Source organism: Pseudomonas guariconensis (genome assembly GCF_900102675.1).
GTDB lineage: Bacteria > Pseudomonadota > Gammaproteobacteria > Pseudomonadales > Pseudomonadaceae > Aquipseudomonas > Aquipseudomonas guariconensis.
The window spans coordinates 56,233-74,331 of the sequence record NZ_FMYX01000013.1 but is presented as its reverse complement, the minus strand read 5'-3'; the positions used below and the strand labels follow the sequence as shown (position 1 = coordinate 74,331).

Below are 18,099 nucleotides of genomic sequence, written 5' to 3'. Positions count from 1 at the left end.
TCAGAGGAAGGTGAACACCGTGGAAGCCGGCAGACGCGACTTGTTGAGCCCGGCATTGAAGTCCTGCTCGCTGCGATAGCCCAGGGCGAGCACCACCACACTGGTGAAACCCTGCTCGCGCAGGCCCAGTTCCGCATCCAGCACCTTGCTGTCGAACCCTTCGATAGGCGTTGCGTCCAGGCCATGGGCAGCGGCGCCGAGCAGCGCGGTGCCCAAGGCCAGGTAGGTCTGCTTCTCCATCCAGTGCTGCAGATCCTTCTGGTCGAAGCGGTGCAGATTCACATAGCCACGACGGCTGGCGTCCTGCCCGGCACGGGCCTGCTCGTCGCGGAATCGTCCATCGGCCTGTTCCTGCTCGAGCAAGGCATTCAGGTGCGCTTCGGTCATGTCGGTGCGGGTGCAGAACACGATCACATGGGAGGCGTCGAGGATTTTTGGCGAGTTGTAGGCAAAACGCCCATCAGCGGCCTTCGCCAGGCGCGCCTTGCCCTCGGCGCTGTCGGCGACGACGAAGTGCCAGGGCTGCGAGTTGACCGACGACGGGCTGTGGCGCAATTGTTCGAGCAGCGCATCGACAGTGGCCTGGGGGATGCGGCGAGCGGCATCGTAGGCTTTGGTGGTGTAGCGGCGCTTGGCCAGGGCAACGGTATCCATCAGGACAACTCCTCAAGAGAACGGATGTGTGGCGCATCTTATCTTTCCCGTTAAAAAGAAAAACCCGCACAATGCAGCAACACTTTCATCGCTGGAGTGAAAATGCTGCGTCTTACCGATCTCGAACTGTTCGTGCGTAGCAGCGCCTTGGGCAGCTTCACCGCCGCCGCCCATGAAGCGGGTCTGCTGCCGGGACAAGTGGCGGCAGCGATCAAGCGCCTGGAGCGCGAGCTGGATGTGCGCCTGTTCGCCCGAACCACCCGCAGCCTGCGCCTGACCGCCGAGGGCGAGCTGTACCTGCCCACCGCCCAGAGCGTGCTGGACACCCTGCGCCAAGGGCGCGACAACCTGCACGGCGCACACAGCAGCCTGCGTGGCGTGCTGCAGGTGTCGGCGCCTTCGGACCTTGGGCGCAACATCCTGCTGCCCTGGCTCAGTGCGTTTCGCCGCGAACACCCAGAACTGAGCCTGCGGTTCTTTCTTTCCGACCAGGTCGCCGACTTTTCCCGCGATCCGGTGGATGTGGCTATTCGCTACGGCCTGAACGCCGAGGCCAACTACATTGCCCTGCCCCTGGCGCCCTGGAACCGTCGGGTACTGGTGGCCTCCCCTGACTACCTGGCCCGCCACGGCCGTCCGCGCACGCCCGAAGAGCTCCAGCAGCATGCCTGCCTGCTCTACTTGCAACTGGGGCGGGTCTACGACAAATGGCGCTTGGGCAGCCGCACCGTACAGGTACGCGGCCCACTGTTCAGCGACGATGCCGACGTGGTGCGGCGCTGGGCCCTGGAAGGCGAAGGGATCGTCTACAAGTCCTGGCTGGATGTGAGTGCCAACGTGGCGGCGGGCGAGCTGGAAATCCTGATGCCCGAGCACCCCGGCGAGCCCACACCCGTGACTCTGGTGTGCCCCCACCGCAAGCAATTGTCGCCTGCGGTTTCGCAGTTGCATCTGTGGCTACGCGAGCGCTTCGCGGCGTTGCAGCCCGACGACACTTGATGCGATCAGCCTGCTCAGCACCGTCTGCTTCGCCGCCGGATTCAAGAGCGCCTGCGTCTACTTGCCTAACGCCTGGCGAAACCGCGCCGTACTCGCCGCCGCCAGCACCAGCCCCACCACCGCAACGCTGCCACCGACCACGCCGATGTACGCCACATCCAGTTGGCTGCTGACGATACTCCCCAGCAGGGCACCACCGCCGATGCCGATGTTGTAGATCCCCGAGAACAGCGCCATGGCCACATCGGTGGCGTCCGACGCCAGCTTCAGAGTCTTCGATTGCAACGACAGGCTGAAGCTCAGGATCGCCACGCCCCAGACCATGCTCAAGGCCGCGAACACATAGAAATTGCCCGACAGCGGCAGCAACAGCAGCAGGCACGCGGCCAGGGATGCGATGGCCGCCACCAGGAACCCATGGGGGAAGCGGTCGCTGTAGCGGCTGAACAACAGCGACCCGAACACCCCGGCCCCGCCGAACAGCAGCAGCAACAGCGTCGTGCGCTCGCCGCCGATCTGCGCCACGTGCAAGGCAAACGGCTCGATGTAGCTGTAGGCGGTGAACTGCGCGGTGATCACCAACGTCACCAGCAGGTAGGTGATCACCAGTGCCGGGCGTTTGAACAGGATCGGCAGGCTGCGCAGGGAACCGGAGTTCTGGCTCGGCAGCAGCGGCAGCGACTTCACCAGGCACAGCAAGGTGGCCAGTGCCACACCGGCAATGCTGAGGAAGGTCACCCGCCAGCCCAAAGCCTCGCCCACCACGCGTCCCAGCGGAATGCCCATGACCATGGCCAAGGTGGTACCGGTGGCCAACAGGCCCAGGGCCTTGGCCTGCTGGCCTGGGGGGGCCACGCGCACCGCCAGCGACGCGGTGATGGCCCAGAACACCGCATGGGACAGGGCAATGCCGATACGGCTGACCAGCAGCATGGCGAAGCTCTGGGACAGCCACGACAACAGGTGGCTGACGATGAACACCAGAAAGACGAACAACAGCAGGCGCCGACGCTCGATGTTGCGGGTGATCAGCATCATGGGCAACGAGGCCAGCGCCACTACCCAGGCATAGATGGTGAGCATCAGACCGACCTGGGCGGTGCTCATGTCGAAGCTGTGGCCAATGTCGCTGAGCAGCGCCACCGGTACGAACTCGGTGGTATTGAAGATGAAGGCCGCCAGCGCTAGGGCGATGACACTGAGCCAGCTGCCGCTTTGCGCGTTGGTGGGCAAGACGCTTGGAGTAGGTCCGTTCATGGATGGGTTGTTGATCTCCGCAGGCAAGACGAAAAGCCACACGCCACGTGCCGATGCTGGCCAGTGCCGTGCGGTTTGTTATTGAAAGGAATGCTCGGCATGGTACGCGTCAAGCCCCTGTCTCACAACCATGAAGCCTGTGCTGGCCTCAGCCTTCCAAAGGCCACTCGGCCAGTGGCCAATAGGCGCCCTTGCGCGACTCGTAGAGCACGAACGAGCGCGCGGCAAGGAAAAACTCCGGCGCCGTGGGAGACTCCGGCACCTGGGCGCGAAAATCGCGGGACAGCGTCAGGTGTGGCCGGTACTCGCGGGTCTGCTCGGCGACGCCCAACGGCAAGGCTGCCTGTCGCAGGGCGTAGACCAACTGACCCAAGGCCGGAGGCGTCTGCTGGGGCTCAAGGACCAAGACACTGGCGCGATGCCACACTTGTAGACGATCCAGCACCAGACGTATCGGCGCCTCTGGACGCTTGAGCTGATCCACGGCGGCGCACAGGGCGGGCACCTGGGCGACATCCACATCGCCTAGAAACAACAATGTCAGGTGAAAGTTCTGCGCCGGCACCGGCTTGCCACTGCGCAGCGCCAGCGCGCGCCGCCATTGGACAATGGCGCGGCGCTGGGCATCGCTGACCGTCAGAGCGAAGAACAGGCGCTTGAAGGGCTGGCCCTTGTCGCGTTCGACGAATGCCATTGGTCATTCCCTCCTGGAAAAGGTCTAGGCCGGGGCACACGGCACGAACGGGGCTTATCGTACGAATGTCTGCCTGGCAATGTGAGATTAATTCTATAAAGCCGACGCATGATTGTTTATGCTGGCGGGCTCAAGCCACGAAGCATGGCCATCTTGACAAGCAGCCGTCCATGAAAATTGCATTAGTACTTCTATTCGTCCTCTCGATCGCCTATGTCCACCTGCGCGGTCGGGTTCGCCACAAGTTGACCCGCCAGCTGGGCGATCACTCCAGTTTCCTGGCGCCGGTCAACGCCTTCCTGTACCTGTTCTCCAAACACCCGGCCAAGCCCTACTTGCCGGTGGAGGCCTTCCCTGAGCTGCAACCGCTCAAGGACCACTGGCAGGAAATCCGCGAAGAAGCCCAGCAGTTACTGCACGTAGGCGAGATCAAGAAATCCGACAACTATGACGATGTCGGTTTCAACTCGTTCTTCAAGACCGGCTGGAAGCGCTTCTACCTGAAGTGGTACGGCGAGAGCCATCCTTCTGCGATGAAGCTGTGCCCCCGCACCACCGAGCTGCTGCAGGGTATCGGCACGGTCAAGGCCGCCATGTTCGCCACCCTGCCGCCAGGCGCCAAGCTCGTGCGTCACCGCGATCCGTATGCCGGCTCCTATCGCTACCACCTGGGCCTGGACACGCCGAACGACGACGGCTGTTACATCGATGTGGATGGCGAAAAGTACGCTTGGCGCGACGGCGAAGCGGTGGTGTTCGACGAGACTTACATCCACTACGCCGCCAACACCACCGAGCACAATCGCATCATTCTGTTCTGCGACGTCGAGCGCCCGCTCAAGTACCGCTGGGCGACCGCCTTCAACCGCTGGTTCAGCCGCAACGTCATGGCCGCCGCCGCCGCGCCCAACGACGCCAATGACAAGACCGGCGGCATCAACCGCCTGTTCACCCGTATCTACAAGATCCGCGAGCGCGGCAAAGCGCTGAAAAAGCGCAACCGCACCCGCTACTACCTGGAAAAGTGGGCGGTGGTCGCAGCCTTGGTGCTGTTCTTCATCTACATCTGAAATGCCAATGGGCCGCTTCGCGGCCCATCGCGACACAAGCCCGTCCCTTGCCGAAAACTTCGACTAGCCTGAAAGCTCCACTCCGCAACCTTCCCAAGGTGAAGACGATGAGCATGATGGACTGGGACGCCTACCGTAAGCAGTTGATGGCCGGCATCGGCGATCTCAAGCAGTTGTCTCCGGACACCGTGGCCGGCTACATGACCGCCAGCGGCGCCGGTGCCAAGACCAACCACCTCGATGCCAAGACCCGCGAGCTGATCTCCCTCGCCGTCGCCGTGACCACCCGTTGCGACGGCTGCATCGCCGTGCACTCCCAACAGGCGGTCAAGCAAGGCGCCACCCGTGAAGAGATCGCCGAGGCACTCGGCGTGGCCGTGGCGATGAACGCCGGCGCCGCGCTGGTCTATTCGGCCCGCGCCATGGACGCCGTGGGCAAAGCCGGCAGTTGAACCCGACCGGCGTCGTCGCCCTTGCGCGGCGGCGCCAAGCCACCCAGACTTGGCGGTCCAGCCCGCAGGAGCCGCCATGATCCAGATCCGCCCCATGACCCCGGAAGACTTCGACCGTTTCTGGCCGACCTTCCAGGCCATCGTCCAGGCCCGCCAGACCTACGCCTTCGACCCCGCACTGACCTTCGAGCAGGCCCGCCAGCTGTGGCTGGATCTGCCCCTGCGCACCCTGGTGGCCGAGCAGGACGGCGAGTTGCTGGGGTCCTACTACCTCAAGGCCAACGCCGCCGGCCCTGGCAGCCATGTGGGCAACTGCGGCTACATGGTCAGCGAGGCCGCTCGTGGCCGTGGCGTGGCCCGATTGATGTGCGAACACTCACAGAAGCTGGCCCGCCAGGAAGGTTTCCTGGCGCTGCAGTTCAACTCGGTGGTGGCTACCAACGAAGTGGCGGTGGCGCTGTGGCACAAGCTCGGCTTCGAGACCGTCGGCAGGCTGCCCAAGGCGTACCGCCATGCCCAACTGGGGTTGGTGGATTGCCTGGTGATGTACAAATGGCTGGCGGACGAGCCGGTGGTGGAAAAGCCCGCGCTGCTGATCGGGCGCAAGAATATCGAGGCGCGGGTCTCGCGCCGACGCGGGCGCTGAGCCCTCGCCTTTCCCCCGCGCATTGACTGCCCACCCGATCGATGGTCAGATGCGTGCCAGTTTCAGGTGTCCTGCGCCGCCGCGCGCAGGGTGAAACGGGAAGCCGGTGCGTCGTCCCTACGACAAGTCCGGCGCTGCCCCCGCAACGGTAAGCGAGCGAATCCTTCGACAGACCACTGTGCGCCTGCATGGGAAGGTGAAGGCTTCATGACCCTCGCAAGCCCGGAGACCGGCCTGGAACTTCACATTGGCAAACCCGCGGTGGGCGGGCGCAGGCCGGTCTTCGCGCACGCCCCTTGCGTGCGCGTTCGCTTGTCTTTGCGTTGTTTCCACCGGGATCCATTCATTCCTGCAGCAGTGGAACGACATGTCCCGTACCTACACGCTTCATACCTTGGCGGCCTGCCTGGCCGTTGCCCTTCCGGCAGTGGCCGATGAACAGCACAATCCCGTGCTGGCCCTGCCTTCGACGACCATCACCGACACCCACGACACGCCGGCCATCGATCTGGCCACCCCGACCGATGCCGGATCGCGCCTGAACCTGAGCGCCCTGCAAACCCCGGCCAGCACCAGCACCCTCAGCGCCGAACAGATCGAGCGGCGCAACAACCTCACCGTCCAGGACGCCGTGACCCGCTCGCCAGGCATCAGCTTCACCGGCAGCCCCGGCGATGGCGGCACCGGCCTCTCGGCCCGGGGCTTCGAAGGCCATAGCTCGGTGATGACCCTGTTCGACGGCTCGCGCCTGTACAGCGGCGCCGGTACGCTGACCTTCCCGGTCGATCCGTGGATGGTCGAGCGCATCGACATCCTCCGCGGGCCAGCCTCGGTCCTGTATGGCGAAGGCGCCACCGGGGCGGTGGTGAACGTGATTCCGAAAAAACCTTTCGCCGGCGACGTCCACAACCGGCTGCGCTTGGGCTACGGATCCTGGGACCGTCAACAGCTCGGCCTGGACAGCGGCGGCAGCCTGAGCGAGCGTCTGAGCTACCGGATGACGGTCAACCAGCAGGCCGGCAACGGCTGGGTCGACCGTACCGACTCGCGCAGCCTGGCCTTGAGCGCCGCGCTGCGTTTCGACGCCACCGATGACCTGAGCTTCACCCTGGCCCACGAGCGCGGCGATGCAGAACCTGCCAACTACTACGGCACGCCGCTGATCGACGGGCATTACCGCAGCAGTCTGCGCAAGAAGAACTACAACATCCAAAACGACGTCCAGCGCTACCACGACGAATGGACCCGGCTGAACACCGACTGGACCCTCAGCGACAGCGTGTCGGCCAGCAACCAGCTGTACTACATCAAAAGCCGCCGGCATTGGCGCAATGCCGAAACCTACGCCTGGAAGGGTGATCAAGACCGGCTGGAGCGCGGCAGTTTCCTTGAGATCAAGCACAACCAAGAGCAGATCGGCGACCGCCAGAGCTTGACCTTTGACCATGATCTGTTTGGCCTGGCCAGCACGACGCTGGTCGGCGCCGAATACAACAAGATCCGCTTCAACGTCGACAGCAACGCGCCCTACGACGATGGCATCACAGACCCGCTCGACCCTTGGCATCCCGTCCCTGGCAGGTTCCATAGCCTGTCGCCGACACGCCCACAGACATTGTCCACCACTCACACCTTTGCCCTGTTCGCCGAGAACCGCACCGAGCTGACCGAGCGCCTGTCGTTGGTGACTGGTATCCGCCGTGACCAGAATCACATCGAGCGTAACGATCTGGTCAACGACACCCGCAGCGGGCGCAGCCTGCCAGGCGGAAACTGGCGCGCCGGGCTGGTGTTCGCCGTCAACGACGACTTGTCGCTGTACGGGCAATACTCGACCAGCGAGGATGGCGTAGGCGATTTGTTGACCCTGCGCCCGGAGCAACGCTACGACCTGACCGAAGCCAAGCAGACCGAGCTGGGCCTCAAGCAACGGTTCTGGGAGGGCCGTGGCGAGTGGACGCTGGCGGCCTACCACATCGTCAAGAAGAAACTGCTGGTTGCCGACCCCGTGAATCACGGCGTACAGCAAGCGGGCCAACAGACCTCCGATGGCCTGGAGGCGACGGTGGAACTGGCCTTGGCCAACCAGTGGCAGGTCTCGGCCAATGCTGCAGTGGTGCGCGCCAAGTTCGATGACTATCTCGAGAACACCGGAAGCGGCGTGGTGGATCGCGCTGGCAACAGACCGGGCAACGTGCCAAGTCGCACGGCCAACCTGTGGCTGAGCAAGGGGTTTGGCCAACAGGTCGATGCCGGCCTGGGTGTGCGTTACGTGGACCAGCGCTACGACAGCGCGGCCAATGAGAACAGCGTACCTGGCTATACGGTGGTCGATGCCAATCTGGGCTGGCAGGTGTTGCCGGATGTGCGCCTGGGCTTGCAAGTGAACAACCTGTTCGACCGTGAGTACGCGGCGTCCTACGTCTATACCAGCGACCAGTGGCTGCTGGGGGCACCGCGTTCGTATTTTGCGACGCTGGATTACACGTTCTGAAGGCTGGCATGGGGCTGCGCTGCGGCCCCCTGCCCCCGGACATGATTAAATAGCGCCTTTTCCAGCCCAAGGCCCTCCTCCATGCTCCACGTCCTGGTCATCGGCCAAGCCTGGCCCGAACCGCGCTCTTCCGCCGTCGGCGGTCACATGATGCAGATCCTCGAGAGTTTTCTCGCCCGCAACTGGCGCATCACCTTTGCCAGCACCACCGAGCCTGCCGAGCACAAGGCCGACCTCCGCGCCCTGGGCATCACCGAGCTGGCCCTCGCCGGCGACCACGCAAGCATTGCCCACCTCCTCACCGAACAGGCGCCCGACCTGGTGCTGTTCGACCGATTCGAAATGGAAGAGCAATTCGGCGCCATCGTTGCCCGGCACTGCCCCAACGCCCTGCGCGTGCTGGAAACCTCAGACCTGCAAAGCCTGCGCGAGGCCCGCCACCAATTGCTGCGCCGGCGACTGATCGAAGGCTTGGACCCCAACGACTTCCGCGGCCTGTTCAACACCAGCGGCCCCGAGCTGTTCCGCCAAATGGCGCCGAGCGCGCTGGCCCAGCGTGAGCTGGCCGCGATCTACCGCTGCGACCTGTCGCTGATCATCTCGGACGTGGAAACGGACCTGCTGGTCAATGGCTTTGGTGTGCCGGACTACCTGTTGCACTGGTGTCCGCTGATGCTCGACCCTGCGGCCCAGACGTTGCGCCCCTTCGCCGAGCGCGAGCACATCGTGACCATCGGCAACTTCCGCCATGCACCCAACTGGGACGCGGTGCTGTGGATGAAGCACAACCTCTGGCCGATGATCCGCCGCCACTTGCCCGGAGCCCAGTTGCACATCTACGGCGCCTACGCCTCGCCCAAGGCCCAGGCGTTGCACAACCCAGACGAAGGTTTCCACCTGCTCGGCTGGGCCGAGGATGCCTTGCAGGTGATGAGCAACGCGCGCCTGTGTTTTGCGCCGCTGCGCTTTGGCGCCGGGATCAAGGGCAAGCTTGCCGACGCCATGCTCTGTGGTACCCCCAGCGTCACCACGCCCATCGGCGCCGAGGCCATGCACGGCGCCCTGCCCTGGCCCGGCGCCGTCGCCGGGACCGCCGAGGCACTGGCGAAAGCCTGCGTGCGGCTCTACAGCGACCAAGCGGCGTGGCAACAAGCCCAGGCGGCCTGCGCCCCCTTGCTCAAGACCCGCTACGACCGCAACCGCCACGCCTTGGCCCTGACCGAGCGGATCGAGCACAGCCTGGCGCATCTGGATGAACAGCGTCTATACAACTTCACTGGGGCCATGTTGCGTCGGCGTTGAAACCGGGGACGCAAAGCGGCCCCGATTGCCGATCTGTCCCACGTCAGCATTCGCGCCGCAGCAAGTAGGTGTCCATGATCCATCCCTTGCGTCGCCGCAATCGCACCCTCAACTCGAGAATCTGTGCCTTGACCTCTTGCAGCGGCCCAGCGACCAGCACCTCATCATCGGTCCCCAGGTAGGCGCCCCAATAGATGGTCAATTGCGGATCGTCCAACCCGGCGAAGGCGCACTGCCCATCGAGCATCACCACCACGTTGTCGATCCGTGTCTGCTCGGCCAGGCGCCGCCCAGGCAGCACAGTCAGAGGCTCGCCGATACGATTGAGGGGAATCTGATGGCGCGCGGCCAGGGCCTGCACGCTGCTGATGCCGGGGATGACCTCCAGCATCAAGGCCATGCCCTGTTGGCGAACAAGGTCGAGCACACGCAACGTGCTGTCGTACAACCCCGGCTCGCCCCAGAGCAGGAAGGCGCCGACATCGTCAGGGCCCAGCTCGTCCTGCAGCCACTGGCCATACAAGGCCGCGCGCTGGCGATGCCAGTCCTGCACCGCGCCGAGGTAATCCTGCGCCTGGCCATCGCGCCGCGGGTCGCTCAATTGCACCAAGCGATAACCGCCTTGTGGCACGTAGCGCGCCAGGATGTTTCTGCGCAACTGCACCAGTTCATCCTTGTCGTCGCCTTTGTCGAGGACGAAGAACACCGTGGCGCGCCGCAGCGCATCCACCGCTTCATAGGTGATCTGGCGTGGGTCGCCCGGACCGATGCCAATCAGCAGCACGCGTTTCATCGCCCTGTCCTCCTGCCAACCAGCCGCCATTGTCGAGCGGCCGGCGGCATTTGGCAAAACGCTAGAGAATCGAGAAGTTGTAGCTCACGATCACCCGCGTCTCGTCCATGTCCCGCGCCCATTTTTCATAGTTGCTGCGGTAGGTGGAGTTACGCAGGCGCACGCTCACGTCCTTGAAGGTGCCGCTCTGCACTTGGTACTTGAGCTCGGTATCGCGCTCCCACTCTTTGCCTTCGGCGCTGCTGCCGGGAACCTTGATATGGTCGCCGTTGATGTAGCGGGTGAAGAATGTCAGGCCCGGTACGCCAAGGGCCTTGAAGTCGTAGTCATAACGCAGTTGCCAGGAGCGCTCTTGAGCGGCGGCAAAGTCATTGACCTGGGCGTAGTTGACCAAGTAAGGGTTGCTGCCATCCAGATACGGCATGGCGCTCTGGCCATACATGCGCTGCCAGCCGGCGCTGATCTTGTGCCCACCCAGGCTGTAACCGAGCATCCCGCTGAAGGCACGGTGGTCGATTTCACCCGCGCGGGCGTTGCCGATATCGTCGCTCTTGATCAGGCGTAGGTCGGCCGACAGGCTGCCCACCGCCAGAGGCTGGCTGGCCACCAGGCCCAGGAATTGTTGGCGATAGATGTTCTCCAGGCGCGACACCTGGTACTGGCCACTGAGGCGGTCATTGAAACGGTAGTCAAGGCCGGCCAGGTCGAAGTGGTCGGCCTCGATGTTGCAGGCATAGCGCTTGTTCTTGCAGTGAACGCGGATGTCCTGGCGATCGGTGGAGTCCCGAGCGGTGTACTGGTTCAGGCGAGCCAAAGTGAACTTCAGGTCACGCACTTCTTCGGAGGTAAGCATCGCGCCATGGAACATCGTTGGCAGCAGACGGCCATCGTTGTACTTGAGCAGCGGCATATCCGGCATCATCGATCCGTAGCGCAGCACGGTGTCGGACACCTTGACCTTGCCAGCCAGGCCAAGCTTGGCGTACTGATCGGCCGAACCGCGCGGGTCATGGCCCGACGAGGGCAGCAGGCCACTGTTGCTATCGGCCGGGCTGGAATCGAGCTTGAAGCCGACCATTCCCAGTGCATCCACACCAAACCCCACCGGCCCCTGGGTATAACCGGACTGCACATTCAGAATGAAACCCTGGGCCGCTTCTTCGCGTTTGGATGCGCCTTGACTTGAACTGCTGTGGCCATCACGGAAATCCCGGTTGAAGTAGACAGTGCGCGCTTCGACCTTGGCGCTGCTGTCTTCAAGAAAACCGGCGGCCTGGGCATGGGCACCGACACACAGGAACAACAGGCCGGTAAAACGGCGCCCGGGGGCTGAGGAAAACGGGGGAAACATGCGAAAGGAACATCCAGGAAGAAGGCGAAAAACGATCCGGGGCAGCATTGCCCCCGGCACTACGGAACAGCCGACAAACACGACGGCCATCATCTTGAATGATCGTGCAACCCCTCTAGCATGCGCCATTGGACGATAGTCTAAGCACCGCTGAAGAGCAATTTGCAACGCGCTGCGAATAAGGCGCGAAAAACTAACAAAGTTCCGCGATTACTTATAAAAAGTTTGCGGTTTACCCAGTAGAGGTCGACGACTACAATCGATATCAGCGAACAGCTGTACCCATCCCCGTGGCCGGCGTTTATTGCTTCTTGTATGTTCGTCACGCCCTGCCACGACACTTACAGGAGTGATGACAGTGTCCAGACTTGCAGAGTTTCGTGCTGCCGAAAAAGCTCTCCAGGAACAAATGGCGCAACTGGAGGCGATGAAAAAGGACGCCGGCCTAAAACGCGAAATCGAATTCGAGCAGAAACTAGTCGGCCTGATGAAAAGCTATGACAAGAGCCTGCGCGACATCGTCGCCATCCTCGACCCGAAGGCAGTGGCCAAGGCACCGACCACGGCGCCCAAGCAGCAGCGCCGCCCCCGTGTGGTGAAGGTGTACGAGAACCCGCACACCGGCGAGCTGATCGAGACCAAAGGTGGCAACCACCGCGGGTTGAAGGCCTGGAAAGAACAGTACGGCGCCAAGACAGTGGAAAGTTGGGTACGCCCATGAAACATCAACACCCACTTCACACTTTTTTCACATCGACACGCGCAGTATCGAACCAGCTAAAGGACTAGCGACCCCATCACGCGCCCGCACATGCGGGCCTCTAATTCCAGCGCCCTGCACTCGTGCAGGGCGCTTTCGTTTGCGCTCACGCCTCACTGCCGTATCATGGCTCACCTGTCTTTCCCGCTGGGGCCTTGTGTCCCGGCCTCTCTTCTGGAGTACCCATGAGCCTGCACGATCTGCACGCCCTGCCAGGCGTCACCGCCACACCGGATGCCGCCACCGCCAACTTCGTCTTCAACCACACCATGCTGCGGGTCAAGGACATCGAAAAGTCGCTGGACTTCTACACCCGCGTGCTGGGCTTCAGCCTGGTGGACAAGCGCGACTTCCCTGAAGCGGCCTTCAGCCTGTACTTCTTGGCACTGGTCGATCCGGCACAGATCCCGGCCGATGACGCCGAGCGTCACCAGTGGATGAAGTCGATCCCCGGCATTCTGGAGCTGACCCACAACCACGGCACCGAGAACGACCCCGAGTTCGCCTATCACGATGGCAACACCGACCCGCGCGGTTTTGGCCACATCTGCATCTCGGTGCCGGATGTACGCGCCGCCTGCGAGCGTTTCGAAGCCCTGGAAGTGCCCTTCCAGAAGCGCCTGTCGGACGGCCGCATGAAGCACCTGGCCTTCATCAAGGACCCGGACGGTTACTGGGTCGAAGTGATCCAGCCGACCACGTTCTAAGCCTCGCCCGCCAGGGCACGCTCGTCGGGCCGGGAACTCCCGGCCCCTCGCTGTGGTATATGGAATAAACCGTTTCCAAGCCACAGCGAGGTAAAGGACGATGCAAACCCTTCACTGTGAATACCGCGACCACACCATCACCGCGAGCGTCATGACCCATCCTGGGTCGCCGCTGCCGTTCGCTGCCGGCTGCCTGATCACCGATCCCCAAGGACACACCAGCCGCCGCCTGTCGCTGCCGATGAAGATGGCCTTCCTGTCCGACCTGGAGAACGCCCAGCACGCCGCGCTGGCCCATGGCCGCTGGCTGGTCGATCAACAGCTCGACGGTGACCGCCAGGTGTTCTGACGGTTCGAAGACTGCTGCACCCATGGGAGCGGGTTTACTCGCCAAACGTCGACTGATCCACTACCGCTTTCGCGGGCAAAATCCGCTCCCACAACGTCTGCACGGCCCTAAGCCTGCCGCGCATACTCCACCGCCGCCGCCACCTGCGCGTCCGTCGGACGTACGCCGGTATACAGCACGAACTGCTCCAGCGCCTGCAACGCGATCACCTCCAACCCAGTAATCACGGGCTTGCCCAGCGCCTCGGCATGGCGGATCAACGGCGTGCGCGCCGGCATCGCGACCACATCGAACACTTGCTGCGCTGCTGCGATGGCATCCGGGCTAAATGCCAATTCCTCTGCCTCGGGCCCACCGGCCATGCCGATTGGCGTCACGTTCACCAGCATTGGCGGGCACAGGTCGCCCAGCTGCGGCAGCCAGCGATAACCGCACACATCCGCCAGTTGCCGCCCGGCCTGCTCGTTGCGCGCCACGATGATGCCTTCGGCGAATCCGGCATCGCGCAAGGCACTGGCCACCGCCTTGGCCATGCCACCGCTGCCGCGAAGGGCGAACGCAGTGCTGGGGTCGATCTGATGGCTTTGGAGCAATTGACGCACCGCCAGGTAATCGGTGTTGTAAGCCTTCAAATACCCGCCTTCGTTGACCAGGGTATTGACCGACTCGATGGCCGCCGCCGAAGGATCGATTTCATCGACCAAGGCCATGCACGCTTCCTTGTAAGGCATCGACACACCGCAACCACGAATGCCCAGGGCGCGGATCCCTGCAACCGCGGCGGGCAGATCCTGAGTGGTCATGGCCTTGTAGTAGTAGTCCAGCCCCAACTGCCGGTAGAGGTGGTTGTGAAAGCGTACCCCGAACGTGCCGGGGCGCCCGGCCAGGGAAATGCACAACACGGTGTCTCTGCTCGGTGGAATCGTCATTGCCCCGCTCTCCTAGGCTGAATCGTTTACGTAGCGTAACAGAGGGACTGCTTCGCACCCGAGTTAACGTTGATATAACTGATTAGCACTATTGAGGAAGTTGATTTCAAGCCGCGCCGGATGCCCGATAAGGTAGCCCCATGTCACACAGGAGGTTCTCAAATGGCCACTATCCAGATCATGTCCGTCATCGGCAGCGCCGTCCCGGCCACCTTGCGTGAACAAGGATTGCTGGCCTGCTGGTACCTGATCCGCAATGGCGAGACCGTCAGCGGTCCACTGACCTCCCGAGCCACCGCCCAGGCCCTTGCCGAGCGTTTGCAGGCCGCAAGCCTGCTGGCCTGACCGAATTTGTTGTGCGTTGCTCCCAAGCCCCTATTGCCCGCCTCCTTGGCGGGCTTTTTTTTGCCTGTTGGAGCCACATCCTGTGTGGGGTTTGCCGCGAGAACGTCAGAGAGGCAAGCCCCGGCCTTCATTGCAATGCGGATCGTATTCTGGCCATCAGCCATAGAGCGCTGGCCAAACACAGAATGAGAATGCAGATCGAAGCAGGCAGGTGAAACTGATGAAAGCCAGCCAAGCCGAAACCGGTATGGATAATGACCGTAAGCAGGCCCAGGCCGGCACACACTTTAGCGAAGACCATGGCGTTGGCCGTACCCAGCAAAACATTTCGATAGCCAACCAGCAATACGGGGATTGCCAAGCTATTGAACAGCAAAAAGCCCTGCACCCCGCCAGGCAGGAAAAACATCTCCCATTCCTGCCAGTACGCGGCATCTATCTGATGAAGGATGAGCGCAAGCATCGTGACAAAATAGCTTCTTTACCATTTAAGCAATCCCTTCAAGCCAGTGAGGATCATCCCTGCGTAAAGCGTTGGCGATGATAGGAGCTGCGACGACGAAACGCTAATTCACCCACTGCGGTGCCCGTAAAGCATAGGCCTGACCAGGACGGCTAAAACCTTGACCCGCGAAAGGGCCTCAAAGACAGTGAGGCGAGAGATCGGGCAGGTTGAGCAGAAGACTATGCTTATTGGCTAACCGGGAGGGAAGTCAGATGTGCGGAAGGCTCAGCCAGTACCGTGGCATACACGACTTCGTCGATACGCTGAGCATGCCTGGGGTTTGGCGCGACACCATTAGCGACCAAGCCATGGAGTGCTACAACGTGGCGCCCACCACGCAGGTAGCCGTGCTGCGAATGGATGACGCAGGCCTGCGGGCGGATCTGGTGAGGTGGGGATGGCGGCCGCACTGGGCGACCGATCGAGCGCCGCCGATCAACGCCAGAATCGAGAAGGTCGCCCACGGGCCATTCTTCCGGGCAATCTGGCCGCATCGGGCGATCACGCCGGTGGACGGGTGGTATGAGTGGGTCGATGAAGGCGGGCCGAAGAAGCAGCCCTACTACATCCGGCGTCGGGACGGGCGACCCGCCCTATGTGCCAGCATCGGCCAGTTCACCGGCAGTGAGCACGACGGCTTTGTGATCATCACCGCCGACGCCCAAGGCGGCATGGTCGATGTGCATGATCGGCGACCGGTGGTTCTGGCCCCAGGGCCAGCCAGAGCCTGGGTAGACCCTGCATTCCAACCAGAGCATGCCGAGCAAATGGCCTTGAACCTGGGCGAACCCGCTGAAGAATTCGAGTGGTTCCGGGTGAGCGCGGCCGTGGGCAACGTCAGAAACCAGGGCCCGGAGCTGATCAAGCCGATTCAGTGATGGCTGTCGCGCTTCCCTCGGCCGCCCGGAACGACCTCGCCGAATATCCCCAGGGCCATACGTTTCAGGCGTGCCCTGCTTGTTGATGAGCGCAATCTAGTATCGCTTATGCAAAACTGCGTAGCTCAGTTGAAAGGAAGGCTTTCGGACCGAGTACATATGAATCACTTCGTCGTTATTTCCGGCTGCTCAGGCGCAGGTAAATCAACTCTCTTGTCCGAGCTTAAGCGGCGCGGCTATGCAGTGGTAGAAGAGCCCGGGCGGCGTGTCGTGCAGGCAGAGGAACGCGCAGGCGGGAAGGCATTGCCTTGGCTCGATATGGAAGCCTTCTTGCGTCGGGCCATCGACGTAGCGCTGGAGGACTATGCCAATGCGCCATGTGGTAGTTCGCAATGGGTGTTCTTCGACCGTGGCCTGATCGACGCGGCGGCTGCGCTTCAGACCCTGACCGGCGATCTCATACTGGAAAAGCTCAGCCAGCAGCATCCCTATAACCCTCATGTTTTCCTGGCACCGCCATGGGCAGAGATTTATGTGCAGGACGCAGAGCGCCGCCATGACATGGCTGCCGCTCGATGTGAGTTCGAGCAGCTCCAGAAGACTTATCCAGCGCTAGGCTATGCGGTATCGCTGCTACCAAAGATCAGCGTGGCTGAGCGTGCCGACTTCGTATTGACCACGTTGGGCATCGCTGAGCCCAGCGGTACTGGCTATGTCGCTGAACGGGTACAGGATTAAATTTCCTTCACCTTGCGCCCTTTGGATATAAGGCATTCGACAGCCGTTCGGCCATACTCCAGAATGCATCGGTTTTTTGGGGGAAACCCTTGCACAGCCAACGACATACCAACTTTTAGTGAGCCTCAACGTGAAAACTTCCCTGTCCATCCTCAGCCTGCTGCTGTTGCTCACAGGAACCGCGACCCTTCCGTCGACCGCTGCTGCACAACCCCCGGCCCAGGTACAACGCGACCCCGCCAAGCTGCACCTGGCCTCCGGCAGCGCCCTGCTGATCGACCTGAACACCAACCAGGAGTTGTATTCCAGCCATGCCGACCGCGTAGTGCCCATCGCTTCGGTCACCAAGCTGATGACCGCCATGGTGGTGCTGGACGCCAAGCTGCCCATGGATGAGATGCTCACCATGACCATTGCCAACAACCCGGAGATGAAGGGTGTCTATTCCCGTGTGCGGCTCGGTAGCCAGCTCAACCGTCGCGAGACCCTGCTGATCACCCTGATGTCTTCGGAAAACCGCGCCGCCAACAGCCTGGCCAACGCGTATCCGGGTGGCTACAGCGCGTTCATCAAGGCAATGAATGCCAAGGCGCGCAGCCTGGGCATGGCGCACACGCGCTATGTCGAGCCCACCGGCCTTTCGACCCAGAACGTCTCCACCGCCCGTGACCTGGCCAAGCTGCTGATGGCTTCGCGCAAGTACCCGATGCTCAGCGAGCTTTCCACCACCCGCGAAAAGACCGTGGCGTTCCGCAAGCCCAACTACACACTGGGCTTCCGTAACACCGACCATTTGGTGAACAAGAGCAATTGGGACATCAAGCTGACCAAGACCGGCTTCACCAACGAGGCCGGCCACTGCCTGGTGCTGCTGACCAAGATGGACAATCGCCCAGTGGCCATGGTGATCCTCGATGCCTTCGGCAAGTACACCCACTTCGCCGATGCCAGTCGCATGCGCCAGTGGTTGGAGACCGGCAGCGCCAAGCCGGCACCGGCGGTGGCGATGCAGTACAAGGCCGAGCGCCAGAGCCGTCCGCGCCTGGCCAACGACTGATCCGCGACCATGCTGCGCGGCACCTGCTTCGCGGGTAAATCCGCTCCCACAGGTATGGCGGGGTTCGTGAGAGCACCGCAAAACCTGTGGGAGCGGATTTACCCGCGAATGCGCATCCC

General features: G+C 62.5%; 20 protein-coding genes and 1 riboswitch. Of the genes, 13 read left to right on the top strand and 7 right to left on the bottom strand.

What is annotated here, in order from left to right:
• Nucleotides 1-654 (bottom strand): oxygen-insensitive NAD(P)H nitroreductase, encoded by a 654-nt coding sequence (nfsB, locus tag BLS27_RS19715; RefSeq protein WP_090346469.1) that lies wholly within the window; start codon nt 652-654, stop codon nt 1-3.
• A 102-nt stretch (nt 655-756) separates the two neighbouring features.
• Here nfsB and BLS27_RS19710 point away from each other — a divergent pair, with 102 nt between their 5' ends.
• Nucleotides 757-1,653 carry a LysR family transcriptional regulator gene (locus BLS27_RS19710; RefSeq protein WP_043211624.1) on the top strand — a complete coding sequence of 299 codons (897 nt, stop codon included), beginning with the start codon at nt 757-759 and terminating at the stop codon, nt 1,651-1,653.
• A 57-nt stretch (nt 1,654-1,710) separates the two neighbouring features.
• Here BLS27_RS19710 and BLS27_RS19705 read toward each other — a convergent pair whose 3' ends face one another.
• Both BLS27_RS19705 and thpR read right to left on the bottom strand, forming a co-directional pair.
• Nucleotides 1,711-2,910, bottom strand: coding sequence for a sugar transporter (locus tag BLS27_RS19705; RefSeq protein WP_090346590.1), 1,200 nt, complete (start codon nt 2,908-2,910; stop codon nt 1,711-1,713).
• Nucleotides 2,911-3,058: 148 nt separating this feature from the next.
• The gene (thpR, locus tag BLS27_RS19700; RefSeq protein WP_090346466.1) at nt 3,059-3,604 is read right to left on the bottom strand and encodes an RNA 2',3'-cyclic phosphodiesterase; all 546 of its coding nucleotides are present in this window, start codon (nt 3,602-3,604) and stop codon (nt 3,059-3,061) included.
• A gap of 170 nt (nt 3,605-3,774) precedes the next feature.
• Between thpR and lpxO the strand changes: the two genes are divergently transcribed.
• The 5 genes from lpxO (at nt 3,775) to BLS27_RS19675 (ending at nt 9,568) form a co-directional block, all read left to right on the top strand.
• Nucleotides 3,775-4,674 carry a lipid A hydroxylase LpxO gene (gene lpxO / locus BLS27_RS19695; RefSeq protein ID WP_043211619.1) on the top strand — a complete coding sequence of 300 codons (900 nt, stop codon included), beginning with the start codon at nt 3,775-3,777 and terminating at the stop codon, nt 4,672-4,674.
• A 107-nt stretch (nt 4,675-4,781) separates the two neighbouring features.
• The gene (locus tag BLS27_RS19690) at nt 4,782-5,126 is read left to right on the top strand and encodes a carboxymuconolactone decarboxylase family protein (RefSeq protein ID WP_043211617.1); all 345 of its coding nucleotides are present in this window, start codon (nt 4,782-4,784) and stop codon (nt 5,124-5,126) included.
• Nucleotides 5,127-5,202: 76 nt separating this feature from the next.
• Nucleotides 5,203-5,772, top strand: coding sequence for a GNAT family N-acetyltransferase (locus BLS27_RS19685; RefSeq protein WP_090346464.1), 570 nt, complete (start codon nt 5,203-5,205; stop codon nt 5,770-5,772).
• Nucleotides 5,773-5,819: 47 nt separating this feature from the next.
• Nucleotides 5,820-6,024, top strand: a riboswitch (cobalamin riboswitch).
• Between the two features lie 115 nt (nt 6,025-6,139).
• Nucleotides 6,140-8,266 carry a TonB-dependent receptor gene (locus BLS27_RS19680; protein ID WP_090346461.1) on the top strand — a complete coding sequence of 709 codons (2,127 nt, stop codon included), beginning with the start codon at nt 6,140-6,142 and terminating at the stop codon, nt 8,264-8,266.
• Nucleotides 8,267-8,347: 81 nt separating this feature from the next.
• On the top strand, nt 8,348-9,568 hold the full coding sequence (locus BLS27_RS19675; protein ID WP_043211663.1) for a glycosyltransferase: 1,221 nt from the start codon (nt 8,348-8,350) through the stop codon (nt 9,566-9,568).
• A 43-nt stretch (nt 9,569-9,611) separates the two neighbouring features.
• Here BLS27_RS19675 and cobF read toward each other — a convergent pair whose 3' ends face one another.
• Together cobF and BLS27_RS19665 are read right to left on the bottom strand one after the other, a co-directional pair.
• The gene (gene cobF / locus BLS27_RS19670; RefSeq protein ID WP_090346458.1) at nt 9,612-10,361 is read right to left on the bottom strand and encodes a precorrin-6A synthase (deacetylating); all 750 of its coding nucleotides are present in this window, start codon (nt 10,359-10,361) and stop codon (nt 9,612-9,614) included.
• Between the two features lie 61 nt (nt 10,362-10,422).
• Entirely contained in the window at nt 10,423-11,712 is a 1,290-nt protein-coding gene (locus BLS27_RS19665) for an OprD family porin (RefSeq protein ID WP_090346455.1), read from the bottom strand.
• Nucleotides 11,713-12,070: 358 nt separating this feature from the next.
• Between BLS27_RS19665 and BLS27_RS19660 the strand changes: the two genes are divergently transcribed.
• The 3 genes from BLS27_RS19660 (at nt 12,071) to BLS27_RS19650 (ending at nt 13,528) form a co-directional block, all read left to right on the top strand.
• The gene (locus BLS27_RS19660; protein ID WP_090346451.1) at nt 12,071-12,433 is read left to right on the top strand and encodes a histone-like nucleoid-structuring protein, MvaT/MvaU family; all 363 of its coding nucleotides are present in this window, start codon (nt 12,071-12,073) and stop codon (nt 12,431-12,433) included.
• A gap of 224 nt (nt 12,434-12,657) precedes the next feature.
• Entirely contained in the window at nt 12,658-13,179 is a 522-nt protein-coding gene (gloA, locus tag BLS27_RS19655; RefSeq protein WP_043211604.1) for a lactoylglutathione lyase, read from the top strand.
• Nucleotides 13,180-13,279: 100 nt separating this feature from the next.
• Nucleotides 13,280-13,528, top strand: a complete 249-nt coding sequence (locus tag BLS27_RS19650; RefSeq protein WP_070571333.1) for a hypothetical protein — start codon at nt 13,280-13,282, stop codon at nt 13,526-13,528.
• Between the two features lie 107 nt (nt 13,529-13,635).
• Here BLS27_RS19650 and BLS27_RS19645 read toward each other — a convergent pair whose 3' ends face one another.
• Complete coding sequence (locus BLS27_RS19645; protein ID WP_090346448.1) at nt 13,636-14,457, bottom strand: shikimate 5-dehydrogenase; 822 nt, start codon at nt 14,455-14,457, stop codon at nt 13,636-13,638.
• Between the two features lie 162 nt (nt 14,458-14,619).
• Here BLS27_RS19645 and BLS27_RS19640 point away from each other — a divergent pair, with 162 nt between their 5' ends.
• Nucleotides 14,620-14,802, top strand: coding sequence for a hypothetical protein (locus BLS27_RS19640; protein ID WP_043211600.1), 183 nt, complete (start codon nt 14,620-14,622; stop codon nt 14,800-14,802).
• A gap of 127 nt (nt 14,803-14,929) precedes the next feature.
• Here BLS27_RS19640 and BLS27_RS24090 read toward each other — a convergent pair whose 3' ends face one another.
• Nucleotides 14,930-15,265: a DUF6713 family protein gene (locus BLS27_RS24090; RefSeq protein WP_090346445.1), complete on the bottom strand. Its 336-nt coding sequence runs from the start codon at nt 15,263-15,265 to the stop codon at nt 14,930-14,932.
• A 254-nt stretch (nt 15,266-15,519) separates the two neighbouring features.
• Here BLS27_RS24090 and BLS27_RS19630 point away from each other — a divergent pair, with 254 nt between their 5' ends.
• The 3 genes from BLS27_RS19630 to pbpG all read left to right on the top strand — a co-directional run bounded on the left by BLS27_RS19630 (nt 15,520) and on the right by pbpG (nt 17,980).
• Nucleotides 15,520-16,185, top strand: a complete 666-nt coding sequence (locus tag BLS27_RS19630; protein ID WP_090346442.1) for an SOS response-associated peptidase — start codon at nt 15,520-15,522, stop codon at nt 16,183-16,185.
• 159 nt (nt 16,186-16,344) lie between these two features.
• Nucleotides 16,345-16,923, top strand: coding sequence for an AAA family ATPase (locus BLS27_RS19625; RefSeq protein WP_090346439.1), 579 nt, complete (start codon nt 16,345-16,347; stop codon nt 16,921-16,923).
• Between the two features lie 130 nt (nt 16,924-17,053).
• Nucleotides 17,054-17,980, top strand: coding sequence for a D-alanyl-D-alanine endopeptidase (pbpG, locus tag BLS27_RS19620; RefSeq protein WP_043211593.1), 927 nt, complete (start codon nt 17,054-17,056; stop codon nt 17,978-17,980).
• The last annotated feature ends 119 nt before the right edge of the window (nt 17,981-18,099 follow it).